Raw genomic sequence first — 25,753 nt, 5'->3', positions numbered from 1 at the left:
TACCGCGCGAGCGCGTTGGCTGGCCGGTGGGGCGATGCCGGAGGCGAGCCTCACCGGCCAGATCGCGAAGCGATGTCGCGCTCGCACCAAGCACGATCAGGGTGCGAGCCGCCAGGCGAGCAGCCTGGGCCGGGATTGCAATAAACACAGCTCAGTCCACCGGGACGGAGTCGTCGTCCAGGTCGCCGCCGAGATCGGCCTCGTCGTCCTCGTCCTCGTCGTCCTCGTCGTCCTCGTCGTCCTCGGCGGGCTCGGTCTGCTCGCTGACCCAGGCCAGGTAGTCCATGCTGCCCGCGACCACCGGGGTCGCGATGATCTCAGGGCTGTCGTAGGAGTGGCCCTCGATGATCAGGCTGGCCAGCTCGTCGAACCGGGCCCCGGTGGTCTTGAACACCACCATCCACTCCTCGGCGGACTCGATCTCGCCCTCCCACCAGTAGGTGCTGGCGATGGGCCCGACCAGCTGGGCGCAGGCAGCGAGCCGTTCGGCGACGGCCGACCGGGCCAGCTCGGCGGCCTCCGGGCGCGAATCGGTCGTCGTCGTCACCTGTACGTACGCCGGGGCCATGGCACGACTCCTTCCCCCATGAAACGGATCGTAGTCGTGCCGCCGCGGCTACTCCGCCGGACGGACGACCAGGGCACTGCCGCCGCCGCGCCGCACCGGCTCGGCCACCGCCTGCACCACCCCCGGGCGCAGGAACTCCAGCCCGGTCGCGGCGCCGATCACGCCGGCCGGCGGGCCGGGGAACGGCGCGAGCAGGTGCCCCCGGTCGGCCAGCGCCGCGCCGTACCGGTCGATGAACGCCTGCTCGGCGAACACCTGCGGGGTGTTGCGCTGGGTGGCGCGCGGCGCGGCCAGGGCGGCGGGCAGGTCCATGCCGAGGTCGATCCGGTTGAGCAGGATCTGCAGCACGGTGGTGATGATCGTGGAGCCGCCCGGGGTGCCGAGGGCGAGCCGCGGCCGGCCGTCCTCCAGGACGATCGTCGGAGCCATGCTGCTGCGGGGCCGCTTACCGGGGCCGGGCAGGTTCGGGTCGGCCGGGCTCCCGGGCGCGGGCGGCTGGAGCGTGAAGTCGGTCAGTTCGTTGTTGAGGAGGAATCCGCGCCCCGGAACGGTGATCCCGCTGCCGCCGAACTGCTCGATGGTGACGTTGTAGGCCACGACGTTGCCCCACCGGTCGGCGACGACGAGGTGCGTGGTCTGCGGCCCCTCGTAGGTGAGGGCGCGGGCGGTGCCGCCCGGCGGGACGCACGGCGCGTAGTCGCCGTCCGGCGAGCCGGGCGCGACCGGGGCGGTCGCGGCCTGGCCGGGCTTGATCAGGCAGGCCCGCTCGCGCGCGAAGTCCTTGGAGAGCAACTCCTTCAGGGGCACGTCCACCTTGTCGGGGTCGCCGATGTACCGGCCGCGGTCGGCGTAGGCGAGCTTGGACGCCTCCAGGTAGTAGTGGAGGGCCTTGACCGGGTCCTTGGAGTCCAGCCGGAAGTTGTTGAGGATGTTGAGGGCCTCGCCGACGGTGGAGCCGCCCGAGGAGGACGGCGGCATCCCGTAGACGTCCAGGCCACGGTACGAGGCGCGGGTCGGCTCGGGCGTCCGGGACCGGAACGCGCCGAGGTCGCCGTCCTGCATGAGGCCCGGACGCACGTTGCGGGTGGCCCCGGGGTCGACGGGCGGCTTCCGCACGGTGCGGACGATCTCGCGGCCGAGCGCGCCGTGGTACATCCAGCCGGGGCCGCGCCGGGCCAGCTCGCGGTAGGTGCGCGCCAGGTCGGGGTTGCGGAACGTGGATCCGACGGCGGGCGGCTCGCCGCCGGGCAGGAACAGCTGCCCGGTCGGGACGATGTCGCGGAAGCGGGCCTCGTTGGTCGCGGTCTGGTCGTGGAACTCCTGGTCGACGACGAAGCCGCGCTCGGCCACCCGGATCGCGGGTTTGAGCAGCGTGCCGAGGTCGCGGGTGCCGAAGCGGCGCAGCGCGGTGTCCCACTGGGCCACGGTGCCGGGGACGCCGACGCTCAGCCCGCTGGTGACCGCCTGGTCGAACGGGATGGCCCGGCCGGTGGCCGGGTCGACGAAGGAGTCCTCCCGCATGGTCTTGGGCGCGGTCTCGCGGCCGTCGACGGTGTGCACCTTGCGGCGCTCGGCGTCGTAGTAGGTCATGTAGCCGCCACCGCCGAGGGCGGCGACGTACGGCTCGGTCACGCCGAGGGTGGCGCCGGCGGCGACGGCCGCGTCCATCGCGTTGCCGCCCTTCTTGAGCACCTCGATGGCGGTGCGGCTGGCGTCGCGGTCGACCGTGGCGACGGCGCCGCCGTACCCGGTGGCCACCGCCTGCTTGCCCGGCGCCGGTGCCGGTGCGGGCGCGGGCACGGGCGCCGGCGGCCCCGCCGGGGCGGCGGACGCGTGGCCGGGAACGGCCAGGGTCGCCGCGAGCGCCGGCACGAGCAGGAGGGCGGAGCGCCTGCGGCGGGGCGAGGGAACGGACGCGGCGGTGGCGAGCGCGGTCAACGGCACGGGACCTCCCAAGGAGCTCAGCGGCACCAAGGTTTCATCGATCTCTCCGGGGCGCCAGCGTCCCGGCCGCCCCTGGACGCCCGCGCGGATCCCCCTTCCCTCCTTCCGCGCCCCATGATCCATAGCCCGACCTGGGAAATGATCAAGACCAAATGATTGCGGTTTTACCGAAACATGGTGAAGTGTTAGGGGCTTAGACATATCCACTGTCTCGCGAACAGCGGCGCGGGTTCAGGCATTGGGGAGCACCTATGACCTGGGATGGCCGCATGCGCAACACCATGTTCCGCAGAATGCCCGTCGAGCAGGCGACCGGGCAGCTCTACGGGGGGCGTCACCGGCTGCGCGTGGTCTACCGCACCCGCGACCTGGTGGTGCTCGGCCTCGGCGTCATGATCGGCGCAGGGATCTTCAAGATCTCCGGGGTGCAGGCCGCCACCAACGCCGGCCCCGCCGTGATCCTGTCCTTCCTCATCGCCGGCGGGGTCTGCCTGCTGGCGGCGCTCGCCTACGCCGAGCTGTCGTCGATCGTCCCGGTCGCGGGCAGCGCCTACTCCTTCAGCTACGTGGCCTTCGGCGAGGTCTGGGCGTGGGTGGTCGGCTGGTCGCTGATCCTGGAACTGCTGCTGGCCGCCTCGGTGGTGGCTCGCGCCTGGTCGCTGTACGCGGCGCAGGCCCTGTCCGACCTCCACGTCCCGGTGCCGGACTGGCTCGCCGGCGTCATCGGGCAGCCCAAGGGCTTCGACGTGTTCGCCCTGGGCATCCTGCTGCTCCTCGTCGTGCTGCTGGCGACCGGGAGCCGGCTCGGGCTGCGCACGCTCTGGTTCATGGTGATGGCCAAGCTGATCGTGATCGGCCTGGTCATCGGGGTGGGGCTGGCCTACTTCGACCCGGGCAACCTCGAACCGTTCGTGCCGCCCGCCCGGCCCGCCGGGGACGGCGGCGGCCAGAGCGTGCTGGACGCACTGACCGGTGCGGTCACCGGCGGCTCCCCGCAGGTGTTCGGGGTCTGGGGGATCCTCGCGGCCGCGCCCGCGATCGCGTTCGCCTACATCGGGTTCGACCTGATCGCCACCGCCGCGGAGGAGACCGACGACGCCCCCCGCAAGGTGCCGCGCGGCATGCTGACCAGCCTGCTCGTGGCGGTGGTGCTGTACGTGGGCGTGGCGGTGACCATGGTCGGGATGGTGTCGTACCGCCGGCTCGATCCGGACAAGGTGGTGCTGACCACTCCGTTCACCATGGTCGGCGCCGGCTCCATGGGCACGATCATCGACATCGGCGCGGTGATCGCGCTGACCACGGTGATCCTGGTGGTGCTGATCAGCCTGACCCGGGTGGTGTTCTCGATGTCCCGGGACGGGCTGCTGCCGCGCGGGCTGGCGGGGATGAGCCGCTACCGGGTGCCGTCCCGGGCGACGCTGGCGACCGGCGGTGCGGCGGTGGCGATGTCGCAGACCATCGACGTGCTGACGCTGGAGCAGATGGTCGTGATCGGGACGCTGTTCGCGTTCCTGTTCGTCTGCGCGGCGGTGCTGGCGCTGCGCCGCGACCAGCCCGACCTGCACCGCCCGTTCCGGATGCCGGCGGCGCCGCTGACGGCGGTGCTGGCGATCCTGGCGACCGGGTGGCTGATGCTCAACCTCAAGGTGCAGACCTGGGGCTACTTCACGGTCTGGATGGTGGCCGGGCTGGTGCTGTACCTGCTGTACGGGCGGCGCAGCAGCGAGATGCGGCGGCTGCTGGACAGGCCGCCGCCGCGGCGCCCGGTGGCCGCCCCGATGGCCGCGCCGCCGCCCGACCTGGCGGGGCTGGCCCCATGGCCCGCTCAACCGCCGGTACAGACGCGGCAACCGAGCCCGCAGGGCCGGCCGCGTCCACAAGCCCCGCGGTACGGGCGCCCCGAACCACCACCGCGCCAGGACCCGCCCTACCCGGGTGGCGGTCGGCACCGCCGCTGAACCGGGCGAACATCACCTTCTGAGAAAAGCTCTGGACGGCACGTCCGGCATCGCCTATGTTCTTCTCATAACGAGATGAACTCATACTGAGACTTACTCAGATGGAGAGCGACGATGAGCGAGAGCGAGCGCCCGGCCGGCTACGATCCCCGCGACTACGACCCGGTCTCGGTCACAGTCGACGTCGTCGCGCTCACGATCCGGGACGGCGCGCTGCACGTGCTGCTGGTCCGGCGCGGCAACCCGCCCTACGCCGGGATGTGGGCGCTGCCCGGCGGCTTCGTCCGGGGCGTGCGCGATGCCGAGGACCTGCCCGACGCGGCCGTCCGGGAACTGGCGGAGGAGACCGGGCTCAACGCCGAGCAGGGCCAGCTCGAACGCATCCATCTCGAACAGCTCGGCACGTACGGCACACCCGGCCGCGACCCGCGCATGCGCGTCATCTCCGTCGCCTACCTGGCCTTCGCTCCCGAGCTGCCCGACCCGAAGGCGGGCGGGGACGCCGCCGACGCGGCCTGGGTGCCGGTCGGCCGGCTCGGCCTCACCGACGGGGGCGACCAGGCCCCGGGCACCACGCGCAGGCTCGCGTTCGACCACGCGCAGATCCTCGTCGACGGCCTGGAGCGCGCTCGCGGAAAGCTCGAGTACACGCCTCTGGCCACGGCCTTCTGCGCTCCCGAGTTCACCGTGCCCGAACTGCGGGCCGTGTACGAGGCCGTCTGGGGCGAGGAGCTGCACGCCGGCAACTTCCACCGGAAGGTGCTGTCGGTCCCGGGGTTCGTGGAGAGCACCGGCACCACCTCCGACAGGGGCGGCCGCAAGGGCGGCCCCCGGCCCAAGCTCTACCGCGCCGGGGACGCGCGCCTGCTGCACCCCGCGCTGCTCCGGCCGAGCCGGGAGGAGGAGATCAGATGACCGTCCCGCTGGACGAGGCGCTGGCCCGGTTGCGGCGCGCCCGTACTCCCGCCGACCTGTTCGGTCCCGACACCGGGGAGGCCGCCCGGACCTACCGACACCTCGCCCGGCTCGTCCACCCAGACGCCACCGGCGGCCGGACCGGCGACGACTTCGTCCGGCTGAACGCGCTGTGGCGCGGCTACAACCGGCCGGACACCGGCCCGATCACGATCACCACCCGGCACCGGACCTACCGGCTGGCCGGCAAGCGGACCGGCGGCGACCTGGCCGACCTCTACGACGCCGGCTACTCCGATCGAATGGAGGCACGGCGCGACGCGTCCCGGACGCACCGCGCGCTGATCAAGCTGCCGCGCAATCCCGGCGACGGCGATCTGCTCGAACGCGAGGCGGTGGCGCTGCGCCAGCTCCCCAAGGACGGGCAGCGGCGGTTCCTGCCGTACGTGCCGCACCTCGTCGAATCGTTCCGGCACCGGGACGCCGACACCGGGACGGAGCGGCGGGCCAACGCGATCACCCTCCTGGACGGCTTCCACAGTCTCGCCGAGGTCCGCGCCGCCTACCCGGACGGCCTGGACCCGCGCGACGCGGCGTGGATGTGGCGGCGCGTTCTGGTCGCCCTGGGTTTCGCCCACCGCGCCGGGGTGCTGCACGGGGCGGTGCTGCCCGAACACGTCCTCATCCACCCCGGAGACCACGGTCTGGTGCTGGTCGACTGGTGCTACTCCGTCCCCGGCTGCTACGCCGCGACCGACCCCAGCGGGCGCGTGCCCGCACTGGTGAACCGCTACGCCGACTGGTACCCGCCGGAGGTTCCGGCCAGGGAGCGGGCGAGCGCGGCCACCGACATCTACATGGCCACCCGATGCATGACCCATCTGATGGGCGACAAGGCGCCCAAGCCCATGCGGTCGTTCGCCCAAGGCTGCCTGCTCAGCTCGCAGCGACGCCGTCCTGACGACGCCTGGCGGCTGCTGGCCGAGTTCGACGAACTCCTGCAACGCCTGTACGGCCCCCGCCGTTTCCGCCCGTTCTCTATGCCCACCCTCCCTAGATAGGAGCGTCCCAATGGGAAGCGGACACTGGTCCACCGACGTCTACGACGCGGCGCGTTCGTACCGCGCCAGTACCGGCGCCAGCGCCTTCGCCCACAGCGACGGCGGCGCCACCACAGCCCACCCCGACCTGGACCCGATGGGGGTGACCGTGCGGGAGAGCCGCGACTCCGACGACCACCCCGAGTCGCTGGCCATCGCGGTGCTGTTCGATGTCACCGGCTCCATGCGCAACGTGCCGCGCGGGCTGCAGAGCAAGCTGCCCGACCTGCTCGGGCTGCTGCTGCGCAAGGGGTACGTGGAGCACCCGCACATCATGTTCGGCGCGGTCGGCGACGCGACCTGCGACCGGGCGCCGCTGCAGATCGGCCAGTTCGAGGCCGACAACCGGATGGACGACGACCTCGGCAAGATCCTGCTGGAGGGCGGGGGCGGCGGCCAGATGACCGAGTCGTACGAGCTGGCGATGTACTTCATGTCCCGGCACACCGCGATCGACTGCTTCGACCGGCGCGGCAAGCGCGGCTACCTGTTCATGATCGGGGATGAGCTGGCCTACCCGGCCGCCAAGCGCCGCGAGATCGCCAAGGTGATCGGCGACGAGGTCCCCGACGACATCCCCATGCGGGAGCTGATGCGCGAGCTCCGGCACCGCTACGACGTGTACTTCATCATCCCGGAGGGCGCCTACCACGCGGGCAGCAGCAGGCTGCGGGACTTCTGGCAGGACCTGCTCGGCCAGAACGTGCTCTACCTGGACGATCTCAACGCGGTCTGCGAGACGATCGCGCTCACGATCGGGCTGGCCGAGGACGCCATCGACCTCGATGAGGGGCTGGACCACCTGGACGAGGTCGGTTCGGACGCCGGGCCGTCGGTGTCGCGGGCGCTGGCCCGGCTGGACGCCGCCCGCTCGGCGGTGGCGGTCTCGCCCGGCCCGCCCGGGCTCGGCGGATCCGCGCCGGCCACGACGACCCGGCTGTGAGGGCGGGAGCGGCGTGCGACACCTGATCGTCGTCGACCTCGGGTTCGGGGACGCCGGCAAGGGCACGGTGGTGGACTGGCTCTGCGCTCGGGGGCCGGAGCCGGTCCACGCCGTCGTCCGTTTCAACGGCGGCGCGCAGGCGGCGCACAACGTGGTGGCGCCGGACGGGAGGCACCACACGTTCGCGCAGTTCGGGTCCGGGACGTTCACGCCGGGCGTGCGGACCCACCTGTCGCGGTTCATGCTGGTCGACCCGCTGGCCCTGGCCGCCGAGGCCGGCCACCTCCGGGCCCTCGGAGTGGACGACGCGCTGGACCGGCTCACCGTCGACGGCGGCGCGCTTCTCACGACCCCCTACCACCGGGCCGCCAACCGGGCGCGCGAGGCCGCCCGGGGCACGGCCCGCCACGGGTCGTGCGGCATGGGGATAGGCGAGACCGTGGCGTACTCGCTCTCACATGTGGACGCTCCGCGCGCGGGCGACTGCCTCTCCCCGGAACGCCTGCGCCGCGCCCTCACCGCGTTGTCCGATTGGTACCGCGAAGAGTTTCCCAACGGTGAGGCGGTTCCGCCCGTTGACGACTGCGTGGACGCCTTCACCGCGTTCGCCGAACACGTCCGCATCGTGGACGGAGACCACCTGCACCACCTTCTCCGTACGGGCAACGTGGTCTTCGAAGGGGCACAGGGGGTGCTCCTGGACGAGTGGCACGGCTTCCACCCGTACACGACCTGGTCCACGACCACGTTCGCGAATGCGGAAACGCTTCTGGAAGAGGCGGGCGTGGGGTCGGCGTTCCGCCTGGGCGTGACACGGTCGTATGCCACGCGCCATGGTCCGGGCCCGTTCGTCACAGAGGACCCGGTGCTGACAGCGGATCTGCCGGATCGTCACAACGGCGCGGGCCGATGGCAAGGCGCCTTTCGGGTCGGGCACCTGGACGCGGTGGCTCTGGGGTACGCGCTCGAGGTCGCGGGTGGAGTCGACGGGCTGGCGGTAACGCACCTGGACGTCGCTCAAGCACGCGGGGACCTTCGCCTATGCGTCGCCTACGACGGCATGGAGCGCATCCCCGTCGGCCAGGCGGGCGACTTGGAACACCAGGCGGCGCTCACCGAGCGGCTCCTCACCGTCCGCCCCGTCTACGCGCCTCTACCGGACGACCAGGTGACGGCGATCGAGGACGCCCTCGACGCACCCGTGGTCTTGCGCTCATACGGCCCCACAGCGGACGACAAGCGTCCGGCATGCCGCCCACCGGTAGGGGATCTCCGCGACGATGCGGTCGACCAGGGTCATCGGACCTCGATGGGTGCGGTGGGGTCGTCATGATCCCGCTGCGCCACCTCCGCGACCCCGTTGCCGGGAACGGAGACGGGGCCGGGCAGTTCCCAGCCGTGCGCGTCGAGGGCGCGCAGGAACGCCGCGACCATCTGGGGGTCGAAGTCGGAGCCCGAACAGCGGCGCAGCTCTTCGACCGCCTCCTCCACGCTGCGGGCGGCGCGGTAGGAGCGCGCCGAGGTCATCGAGTCGAACGCGTCGGCCACCGAGATCACCCGGGCGAACTCGGGGATCTCGTCACCGGCCAGTCCCATCGGATAGCCGCGGCCGTTGATCTTCTCGTGGTGGTGCATGATCCCGGCCAGCGCCTCGTCCAGGAACCCGATGTCCCGGACGATCTCCAGCCCGCGCATCGGATGCAGCTGGATCGCCGCGAACTCCTCCTCGGTCAGCGACCCCGACTTCCGCAGCACCTTGGTGGGCACGCCGAGTTTGCCGACGTCGTGCAGCATGCCGGCGTAGCGGATCGCCTCCACCCGGTCGGGCCGCATCCCGATCTCCCGGGCGATCATCACCGAACCCCGCGACACCCGCTCCGAATGACCGCGGGTGTAGTAGTCCTTGGTCTCCACCGCCTGGCACAGCGCCGCCAGCGTCGCCGCGTGCGCCTCCTGCTGCGCCCGTGTCTGCTCGAAGGCCCAGCGCGCCACGAACAGCGGCATCAGCACCAGCACCGCCGCGAACGGCCCGATCCCCACCCGCGACCACAACCCCGCGATCAACAGGCCGAACATGCCGTAGCCCAGGCACCCGAACGCCAGCTGACCGCTCTCGCGCACCAGTTCGCGCGGCGCGGCCTGCCTGCTCAGCAGCAGCACGCCGGCGGTGAGCGCGAGGTTGACGAAGACGAAGGTGACCAGCGCGCCGAGGAACGGCCCGATCACGTGCTCCACCCAGTCGGTGTGGCCGAGCCCGACCCCCGCGCCGCCCAGCAGCGCGAACACGACCCCGGCGAAGTAACCGCACAGCGCGAACTGGGCGCCGTTGAACACCCGCTTCACCGGGGCGGAAAGCCGCTGGCCGGTGACGATCGCGGACACCCCCAGCAGCGCCGCGCCCGCCGGGCCGAGCAGCACCACCGACGCCAGGCTCGCCGCGAAGCTCAGCGAGACCCGCGCCCGCGGGACGGTGAGCCGCGCGGGCGCCGAGTCGCAGATCAGGAACAGCACGGCCAGCACGACGAGGGTCGTCCAGTTCAGGCTCTCGTAGGACGCCGTCGCGATCAGTCCGGCCGCCAGGGCGACCACGCCGCAGACGTACGCCCGGGCGGCGAGCGGGAGCTCGGTCATGCGATCTCCTTGCAGGGGACGGCGGTGCGTCCGGCTCTCCCCGGTCACCATAACGGAACCGTGCGCGCTATGTGAGCGATTCGTCACCTACAGCATCGGGAACGGGCCCGCGATGATCCGCTGGCCCGCGTTCGCGCGTATCACGCGCGAAGCCCGATGGGGAAAGGGCCGGCGTCGTTCGCGCGCGGCGGTGACGGCGGCGGGAAGTCCTGCTTCACTTGAGGGGCGAACGCGGAGGGGACGCGCGCCAGAACGCGCGGGCGCGTTCGTGCGATGCCCTTGTGTCACCTTGAGCCCGAGTGAGGACACCTTGACTTCTCCCCCAGTTGAAACAGGGGATCCTCACAGGTTGATCGTTCTGCTCAGCACACCGGTTCGGCCTTTGGAGCAGATGCATGCCGGACGACGATCCGCTCCGCAGGAGTCCGTTTCCTCCCCGCCTGAAGGCGGGGGTCTCCAGGGAGGATTTCGATGAAGGACACCGCCGTCGACATGGTCGTCGTGGAGGGCGAACGGCACACCGCCGTGCTGCTCTCCGGCGAGATGGACCTGCTGTCGGCGCCCTCGGTCCGGGACCGCCTGCGAGACCTGGTCTCCGTCCGGCCCCTCGTGATCGACGTCTCCGGAGTCTCCTTCTTCGACGCCGAGGGGCTGCGGATCGTGGCGGCGACCGCCCGGCGCGGCCTGGAGTGCGGCACCGGCATCGCGCTGGTGGGGATGCGCCCGTTCGCGGAGAAGATGTTCCGCATCCTGCGGATGGACGAGGAGGTGCCGCTGTGCGCGTCGGCGCAGGAGGCGCTGTGGTGCCTGCTGCCGCCCACCGACGAGGAGATCTCGGACTGGCTGCGCCGCTGAATGGCGGTGATCACATCGTGTGCACGGCCGGACGCGCAACCGTATCGCCGCCTGTCACGTCAGAGTGCCGTTCCAACGCACTTCGACGGAGGCGACAGCAATGCGCACCCCCCTTGCCGCCATGCTCATCGGCGCGACCCTGCTGACGAGCGGCGCCTGCACCATCAAGCTCGACGGCGCCGCCGGCGACGACCCCGCCCCCGCCCGGCGGACCGCCTCGCCCGCGTCTCCCGCGGCGCCCCGGACGCCCGCCGTCGACGAGGCCGCGATGCGGCGCGACATCCAGATCGCCCGCCAGGTCGTGGACGGCTTCTGGCGGCGGCACTGGTCGGAGTACTTCACCGGCGTCTACCGCGCGCCGCTGGTGCGCGGCGGGTACGACGGGAACGTTCCAAACTCCGGGCCGACCTGTGCGGGCCGCCCGGCCGCCAAGAACAACGCGTTCTACTGCAACCCGCAGGACTACATCGCCTGGGACCTGAACCTGATGCGCGCCGGCTACGCCAAGGGCGACTCCTGGGTCTACCTGATCATCGCCCACGAGTGGGGGCACGCCGTCCAGAACCGGCTGAAGAACTCCCTGGTCGCGCGGCAGAAGGAACTGCAGGCCGACTGCCTGGCGGGCGCCGCGCTCTACGGCGCCGCGGAGAAGGACCGGACGCTGCGGATCGAGCCGGGCGACCGCGAGGAGCTCATCGACGGGTTCAAGGTCGTGGGCGACGACACCCCGTGGACGAACCCCGGCGACCACGGGGACGCGTTCGAGCGCATCGAGAACTTCAGCAAGGGCCGCACCGGGGGCGTGAAGTCGTGCTTCGCCGCCGCGCGCGGCGGCGGTGCCTGACCCGGTCCTACCCGCCGGCCAGGTGCCGCTCGACGCTCTCGACCTTGCCGTTCAGGGCGTCGGTGACGCCGGGGCGCAGGTCGGCCTTCAGCACCAGGCTGACCCGCGGTGCGACCGCCGACACCGCCTCGGTGGCCGCCTTCACCACGGCCATCACCTCGTCCCACTCCCCCTCGATCGTGGTGAACATGGCGTCGGTGCGGTTGGGCAGGCCGCTGGCCCGCACCACCCGCACCGCCGCCGCGACGGCCGCTCCGACCTCTTCCCCCGTGCCGAGCGGGGTCACCGAGAACGCGACGAGCACAGCGCACACCTCTTTCAGGGCTGGACGACCTGCCGCACCACGATCTCATCCAGCCGCCGCTCGACGATCGCCCCCACCGGCCAGTCGCGGACCAGGATGCGCAGCAGCGCGGCCTCGTGCTCGGCGAACGAGGCGTCGCAGCCCTGCTGCTCCAGGCTGGAGCGGATCGCCAGCACGTAGTCGTCGTCGGTGAACCCGGGGATCTCGCGGACCATCGCGGTGGTGGTGGCCCGGTGCGAGTTGAGCCCCGCGAAGGAGCGTCCGCAGCCGCACCCGCCGTCGGGGTCGCCCTCGTCCCGCGGGCAGACCACGCCGATGTGCACGAGTTCGCCCTCGACGCACCAGGCGAAGTCGTTGCCGCGGTAGCCCTGGGTGGCGTTGGTGGCGGTGAGCAGCTTCAAAGCCGTTCCCCCCTTGCGCATCCATCGACCACGAGCACCGTACGACGCGGGTCCGACATCACCGCGAGGCGGCCGGATCCGGAACCAGCGCGGGCACCAGGTCCGGCAGTTCGGCCGCCCGCCCCGTCTCGACCCGGGCGAGCACCACGCCGTAGAGCGCGTTGACGGTCAGCTCGGCGGCGAGGTCGGGCGACCTGGCCCCGGCGGACCGGCGCATCTCCGCGGCGAGGAGCCCGGTGAGCGCGCGCAGCACCGCGTCCTGCCGCCGCATGGCCTCCGGCCCGGCGGCCGGGACCTCCACCACGCACATCCGGGCGGCGCGCGGGTCGGCCGCGAGGGACTCCAGGAAGGCCCGCAGCCCCGCCTCGAAGCGCCCGGCCGAGGCCGCCTCGCAGGCGACGCTCATCCGCTTCAGCACCCCGTCCATGACGCGGTCGTAGGCGGCGAGGAAGGCCTCCTCCTTGTTGCGGAAATGCTCGTAGAAGGTGCGTCTGGACACCTGGGCGCGCGCGATGACCGACTCCACCGTCATCCGTGTGTAGCCGAGTTCCCCCGCGGCGCTCACGACCCCGCCGAGAATCCGGCGCCGCTGATTGCCCCGTACGACGGAGCGCGGCAGGCCGTGCCGGCCCCCGCGCAGCTTCCCGCCGGCCATGGACTCCACCACGTGCGGTCACACGCCCTTCCGTCATGCTCGGACTATGCCCGGTTCCCCCAGCCTAGGCACCCCGGGACCACTAGTGCGGGAGAAGCCATGTTGACGTAGCGTCACATTATGAGTGATGTTCTCGTCGAGCGCGACGGCGCCTTCACAACGATCACGATGAACCGCCCGCGGCGCCGCAACGCGCTCTCCCGGGAGTTCCTCCTCGCGCTGGCCGAGGCCTTCCGCGAGGCGGGCGCGTCCGACGCCCGCGGGATCGTCCTGGCGGCCAACGGCCCGGTGTTCTCCGCCGGCCACGACTTCGCCGACATGGCCGGGGCCTCGCACGCCGACGCCCGGTCCCTGCTGCGGACCTGCACCGATCTCATGCGGACGATCCAGACGGTCCCGCAGGTGGTGGTGGCACGGGTGCACGCGCTGGCCACGGCGGCGGGATGCCAGCTGGTGGCGAGCTGCGATCTGGCCGTCGCCGCGGAGAGCGCGGGCTTCGCCGCCCCTGGCGGGAAGGGCGGCTGGTTCTGCCACACCCCGATGGTGCCGGTCGCCCGCAACGTGGGCCGCAAGCGCGCCGTGGAGATGGCGCTGACCGGTGACGTCGTCGACGCCCGCACGGCCGCCGAATGGGGCCTGATCAACTACGCGGTGCCGGACGAGGAACTGGACAAGGCCACGATCGGCTTGCTGGAACGCGCGACCCGCGGCAGCGCCCGCAGCAAGGCCCTGGGAAAGCAGGCCCTGTACGCCCAGCTCGACCGTCCCGAGCAGGACGCCTACACCTACGCCGTCGAGGTGATGGCCGCCTCCAGCCAGACCCCGGAGGCCCAGGAGGGAATGGCCGCCTTCCTGGAGAAGCGAACCCCCGACTGGCCCGCCTGAGGCACTGGGTTCACCCCATCCGGGGCAAGGGGCGGAGCCCCAAGGGGGTGTGGGGGCGGAGCCCCAAGGGGGTGTGGGGGCGGAGCCCCTGCCGGGGGTTGCAGGGGGCTGGTCCCCTGCCGGGGTGGGCGGACCCTGGAGGGAGCGCTAGCGGGTGGAAGGGGCCGTTCGCCCCGCCTGGGGGTCTGGGGGGTGGCCCCCCAGGTAGACACAGCCCCTCCACAATGATCAAGAGTAGGGCGGGCGGGACTCGAACCCGCGGCCAAGAGATTATGAGTCTCCTGCTCTAACCAGCTGAGCTACCGCCCCGTGCGTGCGGGCCGTTGATCGCAATGGGAGGATCCGTGGCGCGCCGGGCATCATCCTAGCGGCGCCGTTCGCCCGGGGGCCACTGGAAAATGCGGCGGGTGGCCGGTTCCGGATGGGGTCGGCCGCAGGTGGGAGCGGGCGGGCGCTGAATCATACTCGGTACTGAGTGACGGGGCCTGTGGGGGTCTGTAGGGTCCCGCCTATGTCCAGTGTGCGCGGTCGACTTGTGCTGCTGTTTCCGGTGCTGTGCCTCTTCGCGTTGAGCACCGTCCTGGCCGCTTGCGAGGGCGACGGTGGCGGTGGGGCCGCGGCGAAGCCGCGGTTCGATGCGGCGGGGACGCTCCAGCGGTCGTCGGCGGCGATGGCGGATCTGAAGAGCGTCGCGTTCACGCTGACGACGGAGGGCAAGCCGCCGATCATGGTGCGGGGCGGTGATCTGAAGCTGCTGCGCAGCGGTGACGCCGACGGGACGATCACGGTCGAGCAGTCGGGCCAGTCGGTGGAGATGCAGGTGGTCGCGGTGGGCGACAGCTTCTACATCAAGGCGGTCACCGGCGGGTGGCGGCAGGTGCCGAAGACGATGGCGGCGGCCTTGTACGATCCGTCGGCGGTGCTGGATCCGCAGCGGGGGATCGCGAAGATGCTGACGTCGGTGACGCGGCCGACGGCGGAGGCCACGGAGAAGGTCGGGGGCAAGGACGCCTACCGGGTGGGCGTGGTGCTGCCGAGCGCGGCGATCGGCGGGCTGATCCCGGGGATCGGGACGGATGTGCGCGGCCAGGTGTGGGTGAGCGCGGCCGATCACCGGCTGCTGAAGGTGCGCGGGGAGATCCCGCCGGCGGCCGAGGGCGGTGACAAGGGCTCGGTGGTCATCACCTTCACCGAGTTCAACGCGTCGTACAAGATCAAAGCTCCGGCGTGAGCCGGCGCCGCGTCGCGATCGGCGCGGGCGGCGCGGTGGTGCTGCTGGCCGCGCTGGACGCCTATGTCGTGTCCACGGTCCTGGTGTCGGTGGTCGAGGATCTGCGGATTCCGATCAACCGGCTGGAGCGGGTGACTCCGGTGCTGACCGGGTTCCTGCTGGGGTACGTGGCGGCGATGCCGTTGCTGGGGCAGTTGTCGGACCGGTTCGGCCGGCGGGTGCTCCTGCAGTGGTGCCTGGTGTTCTTCGCGGTGGGGTCGGTGGTGACGGCGCTGGCGGACGGGGTGCCGTTGCTGGCGGCGGGCAGGGTCGTGCAGGGGGTGGCGGGCGGTGCGCTGCTGCCGGTGACGATGGCGCTGGCCGGGGATCTGTGGGACGAGCGGCGGCGTGCGGTGGTGCTGGGCGCGGTGGGCGGGGCGCAGGAGTTGGGCGCGGTGCTGGGGCCGCTGTACGGGGCCGGTGTGGTGGCGTTGACGGACGACTGGCGGGTGATCTTCTGGGTGAACCTGCCGTTGACGGCGCTGGCGATGGTCGCGGTGCAGGTGTCCGTCCCGGCCGGTCGTCCTGCGGCGGGCGGCAGTACGAAGGTGGACGTGGCCGGGGGGCTGCTGCTGGCGGTCGGCCTCGGCCTGCTGGTGGGCGGTCTGTACAACCCTGAGCCCGATGAGTCGGCGCTGCCGCCGTGGGGGTCGCCGGTGGTGGCGGCCGGGTGCGCTGTGCTGGTGGCGTTCGTGCTGTGGGAGGTCAGGGCGCGCACGAGGCTGTTCGATCTGTCCGGTGTGCGGCGGGGCCCGCTGCTGGCGACGCTGGGCGTGAGCTTCCTGTCGGGTGCGGCGCTGATGGTCACGCTGGTGGACGTGGTGCTGGTGGCGGAGACGCTGCTGGGCAAGGATCCGCTTGAGGGCGCGCTGCTGCTGACCCGGTTCCTGGTGGCGCTGCCGGTCGCGGCGGTGCTGGGCGGGCTGCTGGCGCGGCGGGTGGGCGAGCGGTGGCCGATGGCGGCGGGGATGGCGGTCGCGGCGGCGGGCTACCTGATGATCGCGGGCTGGCCGGCGGATCCGGAGGCGGCCGGGTACGGTCCGCTGCCCCGGATGGACGTCGATCTGGCGGTGGCCGGGCTGGGTCTGGGGCTGGTGATCGCGCCGGTGTCGTCGGCGGTGCTGGGCGCCGTTCCGGCGGCGCGGCACGGGGTGGCGTCCGCGGCGGTGGTGGTGGCGCGGATGCTGGGGATGCTGCTGGGCATCTCGGCGCTGTCCGCGTGGGGTTTCTACCGTTTCCACGCGCTGACGGCGGATCTGCGGCCGCCGCTGCCGTTCCTGATGGCGGCGGACGAGTTCGCGCGGCGGCTGGCCGTCTACCGCGCGGCCGTGGAGGACGCGCTGCGGACCGAGTACCGGGAGATCTTCTGGATCACGGCGGGGCTGTGCGCGGTGGGCGCGGTGCTGGCTCTGGCCGCGGTCGTGCGGGACCGTGACGAGGACGACGCGCCTCCCGCGCCCGCACGGGAGGCCGTCGGCGGCTGATTGCTCCCACTCTGACCGAATTCATCCATTTGTCAACTGCTGGTCAAGGGTGTTGTCAGAGTAGGCGCGGCGGTGTTTCGCTGAACACTCCGACCCCGCGGAGAAAGACGGTGAGGCCGTGCATCGGATGAGCGGACTGGACGCCAGCTTCTACCTTTTGGAGAACGAGAGCACCCCCCTGCACGTGGCCTCGCTCATCGTGTTCGAGGGGCCGCCCCCTTCGTACGGGGAGGTGATCCGGCAGTTCGACGGCAGGCTCGATCTCGTGCCGCGCTACCGCCAGCGGGTCCGCTCCGTGCCGCTGCACCTGGGCCGTCCCGTCTGGGTGGACGATCCGCACTTCGACGTCCGGCACCATGTGCGGCACGCGGCGCTCCCCTCCCCCGGCACCGACCGGCAGTTGCGCGACCTGGCCGGGCGGGTGCTGGCGCGGCGCCTGGACCCGGGCAAGCCGCTGTGGGAGGTGTGGCTGGTCGAGGGGCTGGCCGGAGGCCGGTGGGCGCTGATCGCCAAGGTCCACCACTGCATGGTGGACGGGGTCGCCGGCATGGACCTGATGACGGTGATGTTCGACCTGGGCCCCGAGTACGAGGCGCCCGCCGGGCCCGGGGACGGCCGGCGGCGCGACTGGGAGCCCGAGCCGGCGCCGTCGTCCGCCGACCTGCTGCTGGACGCGGCGCGCCAGGGCACGTTCAGGCCCGTCCAGCGGCTCGGCGGCCTCGCGCGCGGCGCGGGGCTGGTGCGCAACGCCCGGCAGCTCAGCACGTTCGCGCTCGGCCTGGCCCGGGCCACCGCCCGCTTCACCCGCCCGTCCGCGGGGTCGTTGAACGGCCCGATCGGGCCGCACCGGCGCTGGTGCTGGCAGCGAGTGGCGCTGGAGGAGGTCAAGGAGATCCGGGCGTCCGCGGGCGGCACGGTGAACGACGTGGTGCTGGCCGCCGTGACCGCGGGCTACCGCGATCTGCTGAACGCCCGCGGCGTGCTGACCGAGGGCACCGTCGTGCGGTCGGCGGTGCCGGTGTCGGTGCGCGCGGACGGCGAGCGCGGCGAGCTGAACAACCGGGTCGCGGCGGTGTTCGTGAACCTGCCCGCGGGCGTGGCCGATCCGCTGGAGCGGCTGCGGCTGATCCGCGAGCAGACCGACGACGTCAAGCGCAGCAACCAGGCGGCGGGCACGCGGACGCTGACCCGGCTGACAGACGCGGCGGCGGCGCCCGCGCTGCTGTCGCTGGTGGCCCGCGCCCCGGTGCGGCTGCGCCAGGACCTGGTGCAGACGGTGACGACCAACGTGCCGGGGCCGGGGTTCCCGCTGTACGTGATGGGGCGCCGGGTGCTGGCGGTGCATCCGTACGTGCCGCTGACGGGCGGGATCCGGGTGGCGACCGCGATCGTGTCGTACTGCGGCCGGCTGCACTTCGGGATCACCGGCGACTTCGAGGCGATGCCGGATCTGGAGATCCTCGCCAAGGGGGTGCGGGGCGGGATCGACGAACTGCGGTCGCCGGCGCGGGCCGGTTCCATGTCCGAATAGGGGGTCCGAATTGGGACCGATGGGCGCCGAAACCCGGTCCGGGCTGTGCCGATCATCGGACTGGGGAATATCCTGGAAAGAGATGGCTATGGCCTCTTACCGGGACCGCGCTCCCCGGGGAGGTGACCGCGATGGGCGACCCTGGTATCGGAGACGGAGGCACGCCGCGCGGGCCCGGCCGCCCGCGGGATCACGGCATGCCCCGCTCCCGGCGCCGGCTGCGCAGCCTGCTGGGCCTGGAGCGCAACGAGCTCCGCCGGCCGGTCGACCGCAGGCAGCGCTGGATCGCGCTCGGGCTGCTGCTCCTCCTGCTGGCGGTCGCACCGCCGGTCGGGATCTGGTGCGCGGGCTGGGCCAACGCGTCCGGGGTCCGCGCCGAGCAGGCCGAGCGCGCCGAACGGCGGCAGGTGGTCGCCACGGTGGTGAGCACCGGCGGGCTCACCACGTCCGGTGACCGGTACGTCCACGAGACCGTGCGGGCGACGTGGCCGCGTCCGGGGGCGACCGGGCGCGAGGCCACCCGGACCGGGACGCTGCCGAGCTGGAAGAACGCCAAGGTCGGGGCCAAGAAGCGGATCTGGGTCGACCGGACCGGCGATCCGGTGGTGCGGCCCCGCCCGCACAGCCGCACGGTGACCGACGCGGTGTACGCCGGCGGCGCGGCGGCGATCGCCGCCGGGCTGCCGTTCCTGGGCGCCTACCTGCTGGTCCGCTACCAGTGCGACCGCCGCCGGGACGAGATGTGGGACGCCGCCTGGGCCCGGATGGACGCCCAGCGCCGCCGCCACCGCCCGTTCTGACGCTCCGGGTCAGATTCGGCCGGTGCGGCGCTCTACGGACAGCAGCCAGACCAGGTAGGCGCCGCCGAGCAGGCCGGTCACCACACCGACCGGGAGCTGGTGGCCCGGGAAGAGCCGCTGCCCGGTGAAGTCGGCGGCGACCATGAGCGTCGCGCCCATGCACAGCGACGGCACCAGGTTGGGCCCCGGGGCGCGGGTCAGGATCCGGGCCAGCCGCGGCGCGGTCAGCGCGACGAACGCCACCGGCCCGGCCGCCGCCGCGGCGAACGCGGCCAGCAGCACGGCGGCGGCCAGCAGCGTCAGCCGGATCCGGGTGATCGGGACGCCCAGCGCGTGCGCGGCGTCGTCGCCCATCTCCAGCAACCGCAGCTGCCGGGCGCACCCGGCCAGCACCACCGGGACCAGCACGGCCAGCACCGCCAGCAGCGGGGCCGCCTCGTCCCAGTCGCGGCCGTCCAGGCTGCCGGTGAGCCACAGCACGGCGCGGGCCGCGTCGGTGATCCGCGCCTGCGTGATCAGGTAGCCGTTCACGCCGGTGAGGATGGCGGCGACGCCGATGCCGATCAGCACCAGCCGGGCGCCGTGCGCGCCGTGCCGTCCGGCCAGCGCGTAGATCGCCAGCCCGGTGGCCGCGCCGCCGGCGACCGCGCCGGAGGCGACCGCCGCGCCGCCCCCGCCGAACAGCACGATCGCGGTGAGCACGCCGGTGGAGGCGCCCTGGGTGAAACCGAGGATGTCGGGGCTGCCCAGCGGGTTGCGCGCCAGCGACTGGAAGATCGCTCCGGCCAGGCCCAGCGCGGCGCCGGTGGCCAGCGCGGTCGCCACCCTGGGCAGCCGCAGTTCGTGCACGATGAACCGCTGCGCCGGGTCGCCGTCGCCCAGCAGCGCGGCCAGCACCGCGCCGGGGCCCATCGGGTAGTCGCCGGAGCCGATGAGCAGCACGCTCACCGCGAGCGCCGCCAGCGCGCAGCCGGCGGTGACCGCCACGGCGCGCGGCGCGAACCGCAGTGAGAGCCCGCCGGGGCCGCGGACCGTCGGCATGCTCATGCCGTATCTGCTCATGCTGCGGCCACCCGGCGCCTCCGGACCAGCGACAGGAACAGCGGCCCGCCCAGGACCACCGTGACCACGCCCACCTGGATCTCCGCGGGGCGGGCGGCGACCCGGCCGAGCACGTCGGCGGCGAGCATCAGGGCGGGCGCCAGCACCGCCGAGTACGGCAGCACCCAGCGCAGATCCGGCCCGGTGAGGGCGCGGACCAGGTGCGGGACCATCAGCCCGACGAACACGACCGGGCCGCACGCGGCGGTCGCGGCCCCGCACAGCAGCGTCACCGCGACGATCGCGGCGGCCCTGGCGCGGGCCGGCCCGGCGCCCAGCGCGCGGGCGGTGTCCTCGCCCATGGCCAGGGCGTTCAGCGGCCGGGCCAGGGCGAGCGCGAGGACCGTCCCGGCGGCGATGAACGGCGCGACCCGGGCGACGGTGCCCGGCTGCGCGGCGGCCAGCGAGCCGACCGTCCAGAACCGCATCCGGTCCAGGGACGCGGTGTCGAGCAGCTGCACAGCGTTGACGTAGGAGTAGAGCGCGGCGTTGAGGGCGGCGCCGGCCAGCGCGAGCCGGGCGGGGGTCGCGGTGCGGCCGCCGCCGACCGCGTACAGCAGCACCGCCACCGCGCCGGCCCCGGCGAACGCGAACCACACGTACCCGGTGACGGATCCGATCCCGAGGAAGGAGATCGCCGACACCACGGCCGCGGCCGCGCCCGCGTTGATGCCGAGGATGCCGGGGTCGGCGAGCGGGTTGCGGGTGAGCGCCTGCATCACGGTGCCGGCCAGGCCGAGCGCGGCGCCGGCCAGCAGGCCGAGCAGCGTGCGCGGCAGCCGCATCCCGTGGACGACGGTGCGGCTCTCGGAACCGGCGTCGAACAGGCCGTTCCAGACCTGCCCCGGTGCCAGCGGCCGGGCGCCGGCGGCCAGGCTGAGCAGCAGCACGAGCGTCAGGAGTGCGAGCGCGGCGAGCAGCCCGGCGGCTCGCGTCGTTCTCATCCCGTCCATCCGTCCATGGGGGGTGACCTTGCTCTCTGGACAATGACTTAGGTTAGGTTAACCTAAATTCCGATCATCATCGCAAGCAGGACGGAACGCTCCATGCAGCACCCCCAGATCCCCCGGCCCTCCCGCCGCGCCGTGCTCGCCACGGGCGGTGCCGCCGCACTCGGCACCTTCCTCGGCGCCTGCGGCGGCGACGGCGGATCGGAGCCGTCCGGCGGCGCCGGCGGCTGGACGTGGACCGACGACCGCGGCCAGAAGATCTCCCTCAAGGCGCGGCCGCGGCGGATCGTCGCCTACGTCGGGGCCGCCGCCGCGCTGTACGACTACGGCGTCGACCGGCAGATCGTCGGCGTCTACGGGCCCACAAGACTCAAGGACGGCCGCCCCGACCCGCAGGCCGGAGACCTCCCGGTGGCCGGCCGGACGGTCATCGGCAACGCCTACGGCGAGTTCAACCTCGAGAAGTACGCCGGGCTGCGGCCCGAGCTGCTGATCGACAACATGTTCATGGCAGGGCAGCTGTTCTACGTCCCGGCCGAGAGCAAGGACAAGATCTTCGCGCTGGCGCCCGGGCTGGGCGTCTCGACCGGCGCGGTCGCGCTGCCCAAGCCGGTCGAGCGGTACGCCGCGCTTGCGGCCTCGCTCGGCGCCGACCTGAACGCGCCCAAGGCCGTCCAGGCCAAGGCCCGGTTCGAGAAGGCCGCTGAGACGCTGCGCGCCGCCGCCACGGAGGCCGCCGGACGCGGGATCAAGGTGCTGGCCGCCTCCGGCAGCCCCGACCTCTTCTACGCCTCCAATCCGGCCAAGAACACCGACCTGATCTACTTCAAGGAGCTGGGCGTCCCGCTGATCGTCCCGAACAAGATCAGCAAGGACGGTTATTTCGAGGAGCTGAGCTGGGAGAACGCCGGAAAGTACCCGGCCGACGTGATCATCCTGGACAGCCGGACCCAGGCCCTGCAGCCCAAGGACCTGGCTGGCAAACCGGCCTGGCGCGACCTGCCCGCGGTGAAGGCGGGCCAGGTCGTGCCCTGGCAGGCCGAGCCGCGGTTCTCCTACGCGGGATGCGCTCCGATCCTCGAGGACCTCGCCAAGACGATCCGGTCCGCCAAGAAGGCCGGCTGACCCGCCCCCAGGGAGAGACGACTCGTGAGCACGGGCACCACCGAGAGCGCCGCCGCCCCCTTCATCTTCTTCGACCTCCAGGTCATCGGGACCGAACGCCTCACCCCCACGATGCTGCGCGTCACCCTGGGCGGCGGGGGCATGCGGGGGTTCGCCTCCGGCGGCCGCGACCAGCGCGTCAAGCTGTTCCTGCCGCACCCGCACCAGGACGCGCCGCGCGTCCCGGCGGCGGCCGGCGACTCCTGGTTCGCCGCGTGGCGGGAGATGGACCCGGCCGAGCGCGGGATCATGCGCTCGTACACGGTGCGGCGGCAGCGGCCGGGGCTCCTTGAGGTCGACTTCGCGCTGCACGGTGACGGCGGGCCGGCCACGCGCTGGGCGGCCGCGGCCCGTCCCGGCGACCGGGTCGCCGTCCTCGGGCCGACCGCGGCCGACAACGCCGGGGTGGACTTCCGGCCGCCGCCGTCGGCCGACTGGGTGCTCATCGCGGGCGACGAGACCGCGCTGCCCGCGATCGGCGGCATCCTGGAGGCGCTGCCGTCGGGCCTGCCCGCGCGGGCCTGGGTCGAGGTGCCCTGCCGGGCCGACGCCGACGGGTACGACCTGCCCGCCGGCGCCGAGGTGACCTGGCTGGTACGGGACGCGGGCGGCGGCCTGGCCACGGCGCTGCCGGCCGCGAGCTTCCCGCCCGGGACCCCGTACGCCTGGCTCGCGGGCGAGGCCAAGACCACCCGGACGCTGCGCCGCCACTTGGTGAACGACCGCGGCCTCGACCGCAGGGCGATCTGCTTCACCGGCTACTGGCGCCGCGGCGCCGCCGAGGAGGACCTGCTCGCCGAGGTCCTGGCCGGCGGGACTCCCCACACCGAGGAGTGACCCGCCGGCAGGCCGCTACTGGTAGGCGGCCTCGAACCAGCGGACCTTGTAGAACTGGGCGCCCGAGAGCTTCCTGGTGGCGTTGGAGCTGCCGAAGAACTCGGCGGTGTCGGTGCACCAGGTCGTGGCGCAGCCCTGCTTGGGACGGGTCAGCACGACCTGCTTGGTCGAGGGGTTGTTCCCCACGGCCTTCACGATCGGCCTGTTGACGTCCGCGGCGTACTTGTAGGTGGTCGTGTAGTTCTTCTTGGACTTCACGTACTGGTAGACGCCGTAGTTGGTGGTGATCCAAAGACGGTCGCGGTCGCCGTGGACAGGAGCGAGGTCGTGGCCGCCGTCGCTGGGAAGCGCCACCTTGCTGGCCTGCTTGAGCGTGGGCTTGCTCGCCGTGCCGCCCACCTTGAGGCTGACTAGGTGGTCGTCCCCGATGGCCCACAGCACCTTGCGCGCGGGGTCCCACAGGACGCCGTGCCCGCCCTTGAGGTTGAACTGCGTGTAGGAGGAGGCCGAACGTCCCTTCGACGCCGCGTACACGCGGATCCACCCGCCCGTGCTCGCGGCGGCGGCGACGTTGCCGTTGGGGAGCAGTTCCGTGGCGTGCGGGTTGCTGGGAGCACCGGCGTCGGTGGCCCACAGGCGCTTGCCCGAGGGGTACTCGACCGCGCCGAGGAAGCCCTTGGAATCGGCGGCGATCACGTAGGTCTTGCCCTTGAGCTTGCGCACCCGCACGTCCGAGGGCAGGCTCCACGCGTTCGCGACATCGGAGAAGCCGTTGGAGGCGCTGGGCTTCCACTTCCACTTGGCGGAGGCGGTCGTCCAGGACAGCTTGGCGGCGTCCAGGACCAGCACCCTGTGACCGCCCTGGTCCCCTCCGATGACCAGGCCCTTGGACGTACCGCCGGCCTTGGCGGACGGCTTGGCCAGGGCCGAGCGCAGCTCGTTCGGGAGCGGGTCGGTACGCGGCACGAACCCGGGCGGCGTGGGCGAGGGAGAGGGCGAGGGCGGCGGCTCGGCGGCCTGGGCGGGGGCCGCCAGGACGGAGGCGGTCAGGACGGTTCCGGCGAGGACGATGGGGCCGTGGCGCAGCATGGACGCTCCCGCGATCGGTGTCGTGGCAGGAGCGTCGCCGCCGCACATGTCGGGAGCCGGACCGGATGGTGATCAGAGGACGACCGACACGGGAAGCTGTCCGTGATATCCGTTAAATCGCAGGTCATCCCCCCTTTATGGGATGGCCGTAACGGGGTAGAGCGCGTCGTGGAAGGCGATCTCGGCATCCAGCATCCCGGTGAACCACCGGGCCAGCACCGCGTCGGGCTCGGTGAGCCGGTCCACCTGCGCGGCCAGGGCCGCCACCCCTTCCCGGAACGGGTCGCGGGCGTGCAGCGCGACCCAGTCCGCGATCGGGCCGGGCGGTACCGTCCCGGCCTCGTGCGCCCGCGTGCACCAGGTGAGGTAGAGCGTCTCGGCGGCGAACAGGATCGTCGTCACCGCCGCGTACCCGCCGGAGCGCGCGGCGTCCAGCGCGTACTCCGACAGGCGCCCGGCTTGCGCGAGCGCGGCGGCACTCAGGTCCGCCTGGACGGGCCAGGCCGCGCGGGCGGCGCGGAAGTAGTCGGTCTGCTCTGTGGTCAGGGCATGGACGGCGCGCGCGTTGCGTTCGAGGGCGTCCCGATCGGGGGCGTCCCAGACCGCCAGGCCGTGCAGGCGCGTCGCCGTCTCGACGAAACCCTCCTCGATCTGGAGGTAGCCGGCATAGGTCCGGTCGCCGACGGCGCCCGTATGGACCTCCTTGATGAAGCGAAGGTCCAGGGCCCGGTCCAGAGGGTCGGCGCAGGATTCCAGGAGCCGCTGGGCGCGCGTCATCCGGCGAGCCATTCGACGAGGCCGCCGAAGACCCGCGCGTAGCCGTCCCAGTCCTCGCAGAAGGAGGCGGGCGCCCAGTGCGGGGAGCAGTCGGAGGTGAAGACCGCGGAACGGCCCTGCCCGTAGCCCGCGACGGCGACGAGCGGGTCGTCGTTGAGGGTGGCGAGGACCGTCGTCTCCGGACGGGGCCGCACACGGTTGTAGCCGAGCAGTGGCGGCCACTCCCCTGATACCCCGCCCAGTGCGGGGTGGGACGCTTCGGTCACGGTGGCGTTCGCCCCGGCGGGAAGCTCCACGCGGTCGTCCTCTGGTAGCAGCTCCACCGGAAGCGCCTCGTGCAGGACGGTGTTGCGGAACGCCGCCTTGCCTTCGAAACCGGTGAAGGAGAGGTAGCCGCCGACCATGAGCAGCCCTCCCCCGTTGGAGACCCAGTCCCGGAGGTTGGCGAGACGGTCGGCCCCTGGGCGTGCCTGCTCGAACACCTCCGGGGCGAGCTGGATGGAGTTCGCGCCGATGTCGGACAGGACCACGACGTCGTATTCGGACGGGTCGGCCGGGAACTCGGCGGGGACCAGGTGCGCCGGCAGGTGCGTCACCTCATGGCCGCGGCTCCGCAACGCCTTGCGCAGCGGTTCGACGCCGACGACGTACGAGCTGGTGGTGAAGTGGTCCACGCCCTTGATGTGAGTGGACTGGGTGACCCAGCTCTCGCCTGCGATGAGGACGCGGCTCATATGTTCTGCA

At 72.6% G+C, this 25,753-nt stretch carries 25 protein-coding genes and 1 tRNA gene; 14 read left to right on the top strand and 12 right to left on the bottom strand.

The genetic code is table 11. The features are described from left to right. Positions 1 to 151: 151 nt before the first annotated feature. Positions 152 to 568: a divalent-cation tolerance protein CutA gene (cutA, locus tag ABD340_RS20935; RefSeq protein ID WP_344590908.1), complete on the bottom strand. Its 417-nt coding sequence runs from the start codon at positions 566 to 568 to the stop codon at positions 152 to 154. A 48-nt stretch (positions 569 to 616) separates the two neighbouring features. Continuing rightward, a complete protein-coding gene (gene ggt / locus ABD340_RS20930; RefSeq protein WP_344590907.1) occupies positions 617 to 2,512 on the bottom strand; it encodes a gamma-glutamyltransferase in 1,896 nt (631 codons plus the stop codon). Between the two features lie 251 nt (positions 2,513 to 2,763). On the opposite strand from ggt, the gene ABD340_RS20925 reads away from it, so the two are divergent. The 5 genes from ABD340_RS20925 to ABD340_RS20905 all read left to right on the top strand — a co-directional run bounded on the left by ABD340_RS20925 (position 2,764) and on the right by ABD340_RS20905 (position 8,764). Next, entirely contained in the window at positions 2,764 to 4,473 is a 1,710-nt protein-coding gene (locus ABD340_RS20925) for an APC family permease (RefSeq protein ID WP_344590906.1), read from the top strand. 114 nt (positions 4,474 to 4,587) lie between these two features. Further along, the gene (locus tag ABD340_RS20920) at positions 4,588 to 5,388 is read left to right on the top strand and encodes an NUDIX hydrolase (RefSeq protein ID WP_344590904.1); all 801 of its coding nucleotides are present in this window, start codon (positions 4,588 to 4,590) and stop codon (positions 5,386 to 5,388) included. Further along, positions 5,385 to 6,449 (top strand): serine/threonine-protein kinase, encoded by a 1,065-nt coding sequence (locus ABD340_RS20915; RefSeq protein WP_344590902.1) that lies wholly within the window; start codon positions 5,385 to 5,387, stop codon positions 6,447 to 6,449. Before ABD340_RS20920 ends, ABD340_RS20915 begins: the two co-directional genes overlap by 4 nt. A 10-nt stretch (positions 6,450 to 6,459) precedes the next feature. Further along, complete coding sequence (locus tag ABD340_RS20910) at positions 6,460 to 7,431, top strand: hypothetical protein (RefSeq protein WP_344590900.1); 972 nt, start codon at positions 6,460 to 6,462, stop codon at positions 7,429 to 7,431. A 13-nt stretch (positions 7,432 to 7,444) separates the two neighbouring features. Further along, positions 7,445 to 8,764, top strand: a complete 1,320-nt coding sequence (locus ABD340_RS20905; protein ID WP_344590899.1) for an adenylosuccinate synthetase — start codon at positions 7,445 to 7,447, stop codon at positions 8,762 to 8,764. Here the strand turns inward: ABD340_RS20905 and ABD340_RS20900 are convergent. Beyond that, positions 8,728 to 10,062 carry an HD-GYP domain-containing protein gene (locus ABD340_RS20900; RefSeq protein ID WP_344590897.1) on the bottom strand — a complete coding sequence of 445 codons (1,335 nt, stop codon included), beginning with the start codon at positions 10,060 to 10,062 and terminating at the stop codon, positions 8,728 to 8,730. The two genes, ABD340_RS20905 and ABD340_RS20900, sit on opposite strands and share 37 nt — an antisense overlap. Before the next feature lie 471 nt (positions 10,063 to 10,533). Here ABD340_RS20900 and ABD340_RS20895 point away from each other — a divergent pair, with 471 nt between their 5' ends. Both ABD340_RS20895 and ABD340_RS20890 read left to right on the top strand, forming a co-directional pair. Next, positions 10,534 to 10,917, top strand: coding sequence for an STAS domain-containing protein (locus ABD340_RS20895; protein WP_344590896.1), 384 nt, complete (start codon positions 10,534 to 10,536; stop codon positions 10,915 to 10,917). 100 nt (positions 10,918 to 11,017) lie between these two features. Continuing rightward, positions 11,018 to 11,761 (top strand): neutral zinc metallopeptidase, encoded by a 744-nt coding sequence (locus ABD340_RS20890; RefSeq protein ID WP_344590895.1) that lies wholly within the window; start codon positions 11,018 to 11,020, stop codon positions 11,759 to 11,761. 7 nt (positions 11,762 to 11,768) lie between these two features. Here the strand turns inward: ABD340_RS20890 and ABD340_RS20885 are convergent, their stop codons facing one another. Genes ABD340_RS20885 through ABD340_RS20875 form a run of 3 tightly spaced genes read right to left on the bottom strand, consistent with a single transcriptional unit; the run spans position 11,769 to position 13,121 of the window. Then, complete coding sequence (locus tag ABD340_RS20885; RefSeq protein WP_344590894.1) at positions 11,769 to 12,065, bottom strand: MTH1187 family thiamine-binding protein; 297 nt, start codon at positions 12,063 to 12,065, stop codon at positions 11,769 to 11,771. Positions 12,066 to 12,079: 14 nt separating this feature from the next. Next, complete coding sequence (locus ABD340_RS20880) at positions 12,080 to 12,466, bottom strand: DUF7715 family protein (RefSeq protein ID WP_344590893.1); 387 nt, start codon at positions 12,464 to 12,466, stop codon at positions 12,080 to 12,082. Between the two features lie 58 nt (positions 12,467 to 12,524). Continuing rightward, a complete protein-coding gene (locus ABD340_RS20875; protein ID WP_344590892.1) occupies positions 12,525 to 13,121 on the bottom strand; it encodes a TetR/AcrR family transcriptional regulator in 597 nt (198 codons plus the stop codon). Positions 13,122 to 13,241: 120 nt separating this feature from the next. Here ABD340_RS20875 and ABD340_RS20870 point away from each other — a divergent pair, with 120 nt between their 5' ends. After that, the gene (locus ABD340_RS20870) at positions 13,242 to 14,006 is read left to right on the top strand and encodes an enoyl-CoA hydratase-related protein (RefSeq protein WP_344590890.1); all 765 of its coding nucleotides are present in this window, start codon (positions 13,242 to 13,244) and stop codon (positions 14,004 to 14,006) included. A gap of 235 nt (positions 14,007 to 14,241) precedes the next feature. On the opposite strand, the gene ABD340_RS20865 is transcribed toward ABD340_RS20870, so the two are convergent. After that, positions 14,242 to 14,315 (bottom strand) — tRNA-Ile (locus ABD340_RS20865). Positions 14,316 to 14,517: 202 nt separating this feature from the next. Between ABD340_RS20865 and ABD340_RS20860 the strand changes: the two genes are divergently transcribed. From ABD340_RS20860 to ABD340_RS20845, 4 genes are all read left to right on the top strand, one after another. Further along, the gene (locus ABD340_RS20860; RefSeq protein ID WP_344590889.1) at positions 14,518 to 15,237 is read left to right on the top strand and encodes an LppX_LprAFG lipoprotein; all 720 of its coding nucleotides are present in this window, start codon (positions 14,518 to 14,520) and stop codon (positions 15,235 to 15,237) included. Next, entirely contained in the window at positions 15,234 to 16,760 is a 1,527-nt protein-coding gene (locus ABD340_RS20855; protein ID WP_344590888.1) for an MFS transporter, read from the top strand. Before ABD340_RS20860 ends, ABD340_RS20855 begins: the two co-directional genes overlap by 4 nt. A gap of 127 nt (positions 16,761 to 16,887) precedes the next feature. Continuing rightward, positions 16,888 to 18,291: a WS/DGAT/MGAT family O-acyltransferase gene (locus ABD340_RS20850; protein ID WP_344590887.1), complete on the top strand. Its 1,404-nt coding sequence runs from the start codon at positions 16,888 to 16,890 to the stop codon at positions 18,289 to 18,291. Positions 18,292 to 18,488: 197 nt separating this feature from the next. Beyond that, positions 18,489 to 19,091: an Rv1733c family protein gene (locus ABD340_RS20845; RefSeq protein WP_344590885.1), complete on the top strand. Its 603-nt coding sequence runs from the start codon at positions 18,489 to 18,491 to the stop codon at positions 19,089 to 19,091. Positions 19,092 to 19,100: 9 nt separating this feature from the next. Here ABD340_RS20845 and ABD340_RS20840 read toward each other — a convergent pair whose 3' ends face one another. Further along, complete coding sequence (locus tag ABD340_RS20840) at positions 19,101 to 20,138, bottom strand: FecCD family ABC transporter permease (protein ID WP_344590883.1); 1,038 nt, start codon at positions 20,136 to 20,138, stop codon at positions 19,101 to 19,103. Positions 20,139 to 20,149: 11 nt separating this feature from the next. Then, on the bottom strand, positions 20,150 to 21,136 hold the full coding sequence (locus tag ABD340_RS20835) for a FecCD family ABC transporter permease (protein WP_344590881.1): 987 nt from the start codon (positions 21,134 to 21,136) through the stop codon (positions 20,150 to 20,152). A gap of 102 nt (positions 21,137 to 21,238) precedes the next feature. Between ABD340_RS20835 and ABD340_RS20830 the strand changes: the two genes are divergently transcribed. Next, positions 21,239 to 22,267, top strand: coding sequence for an ABC transporter substrate-binding protein (locus ABD340_RS20830; RefSeq protein WP_344590880.1), 1,029 nt, complete (start codon positions 21,239 to 21,241; stop codon positions 22,265 to 22,267). A 24-nt stretch (positions 22,268 to 22,291) separates the two neighbouring features. Then, on the top strand, positions 22,292 to 23,143 hold the full coding sequence (locus tag ABD340_RS20825) for a siderophore-interacting protein (protein ID WP_344590879.1): 852 nt from the start codon (positions 22,292 to 22,294) through the stop codon (positions 23,141 to 23,143). Between the two features lie 15 nt (positions 23,144 to 23,158). Here ABD340_RS20825 and ABD340_RS20820 read toward each other — a convergent pair whose 3' ends face one another. The 3 genes from ABD340_RS20820 to ABD340_RS20810 all read right to left on the bottom strand — a co-directional run bounded on the left by ABD340_RS20820 (position 23,159) and on the right by ABD340_RS20810 (position 25,743). Further along, positions 23,159 to 24,232, bottom strand: coding sequence for a DUF6528 family protein (locus ABD340_RS20820; RefSeq protein WP_344590878.1), 1,074 nt, complete (start codon positions 24,230 to 24,232; stop codon positions 23,159 to 23,161). 135 nt (positions 24,233 to 24,367) lie between these two features. Then, on the bottom strand, positions 24,368 to 25,009 hold the full coding sequence (locus tag ABD340_RS20815; RefSeq protein ID WP_344590877.1) for a TenA family protein: 642 nt from the start codon (positions 25,007 to 25,009) through the stop codon (positions 24,368 to 24,370). Next, on the bottom strand, positions 25,006 to 25,743 hold the full coding sequence (locus tag ABD340_RS20810; RefSeq protein ID WP_344590875.1) for a glutamine amidotransferase: 738 nt from the start codon (positions 25,741 to 25,743) through the stop codon (positions 25,006 to 25,008). Before ABD340_RS20810 ends, ABD340_RS20815 begins: the two co-directional genes overlap by 4 nt. Positions 25,744 to 25,753: the final 10 nt, after the last annotated feature.

Origin of the sequence: Actinomadura vinacea (genome assembly GCF_039532545.1) — a bacterium.
In the GTDB taxonomy this organism is placed as follows: Bacteria; Actinomycetota; Actinomycetes; order Streptosporangiales; family Streptosporangiaceae; genus Spirillospora; species Spirillospora vinacea.
This window is presented reverse-complemented; position numbering and strand designations above follow the sequence as displayed.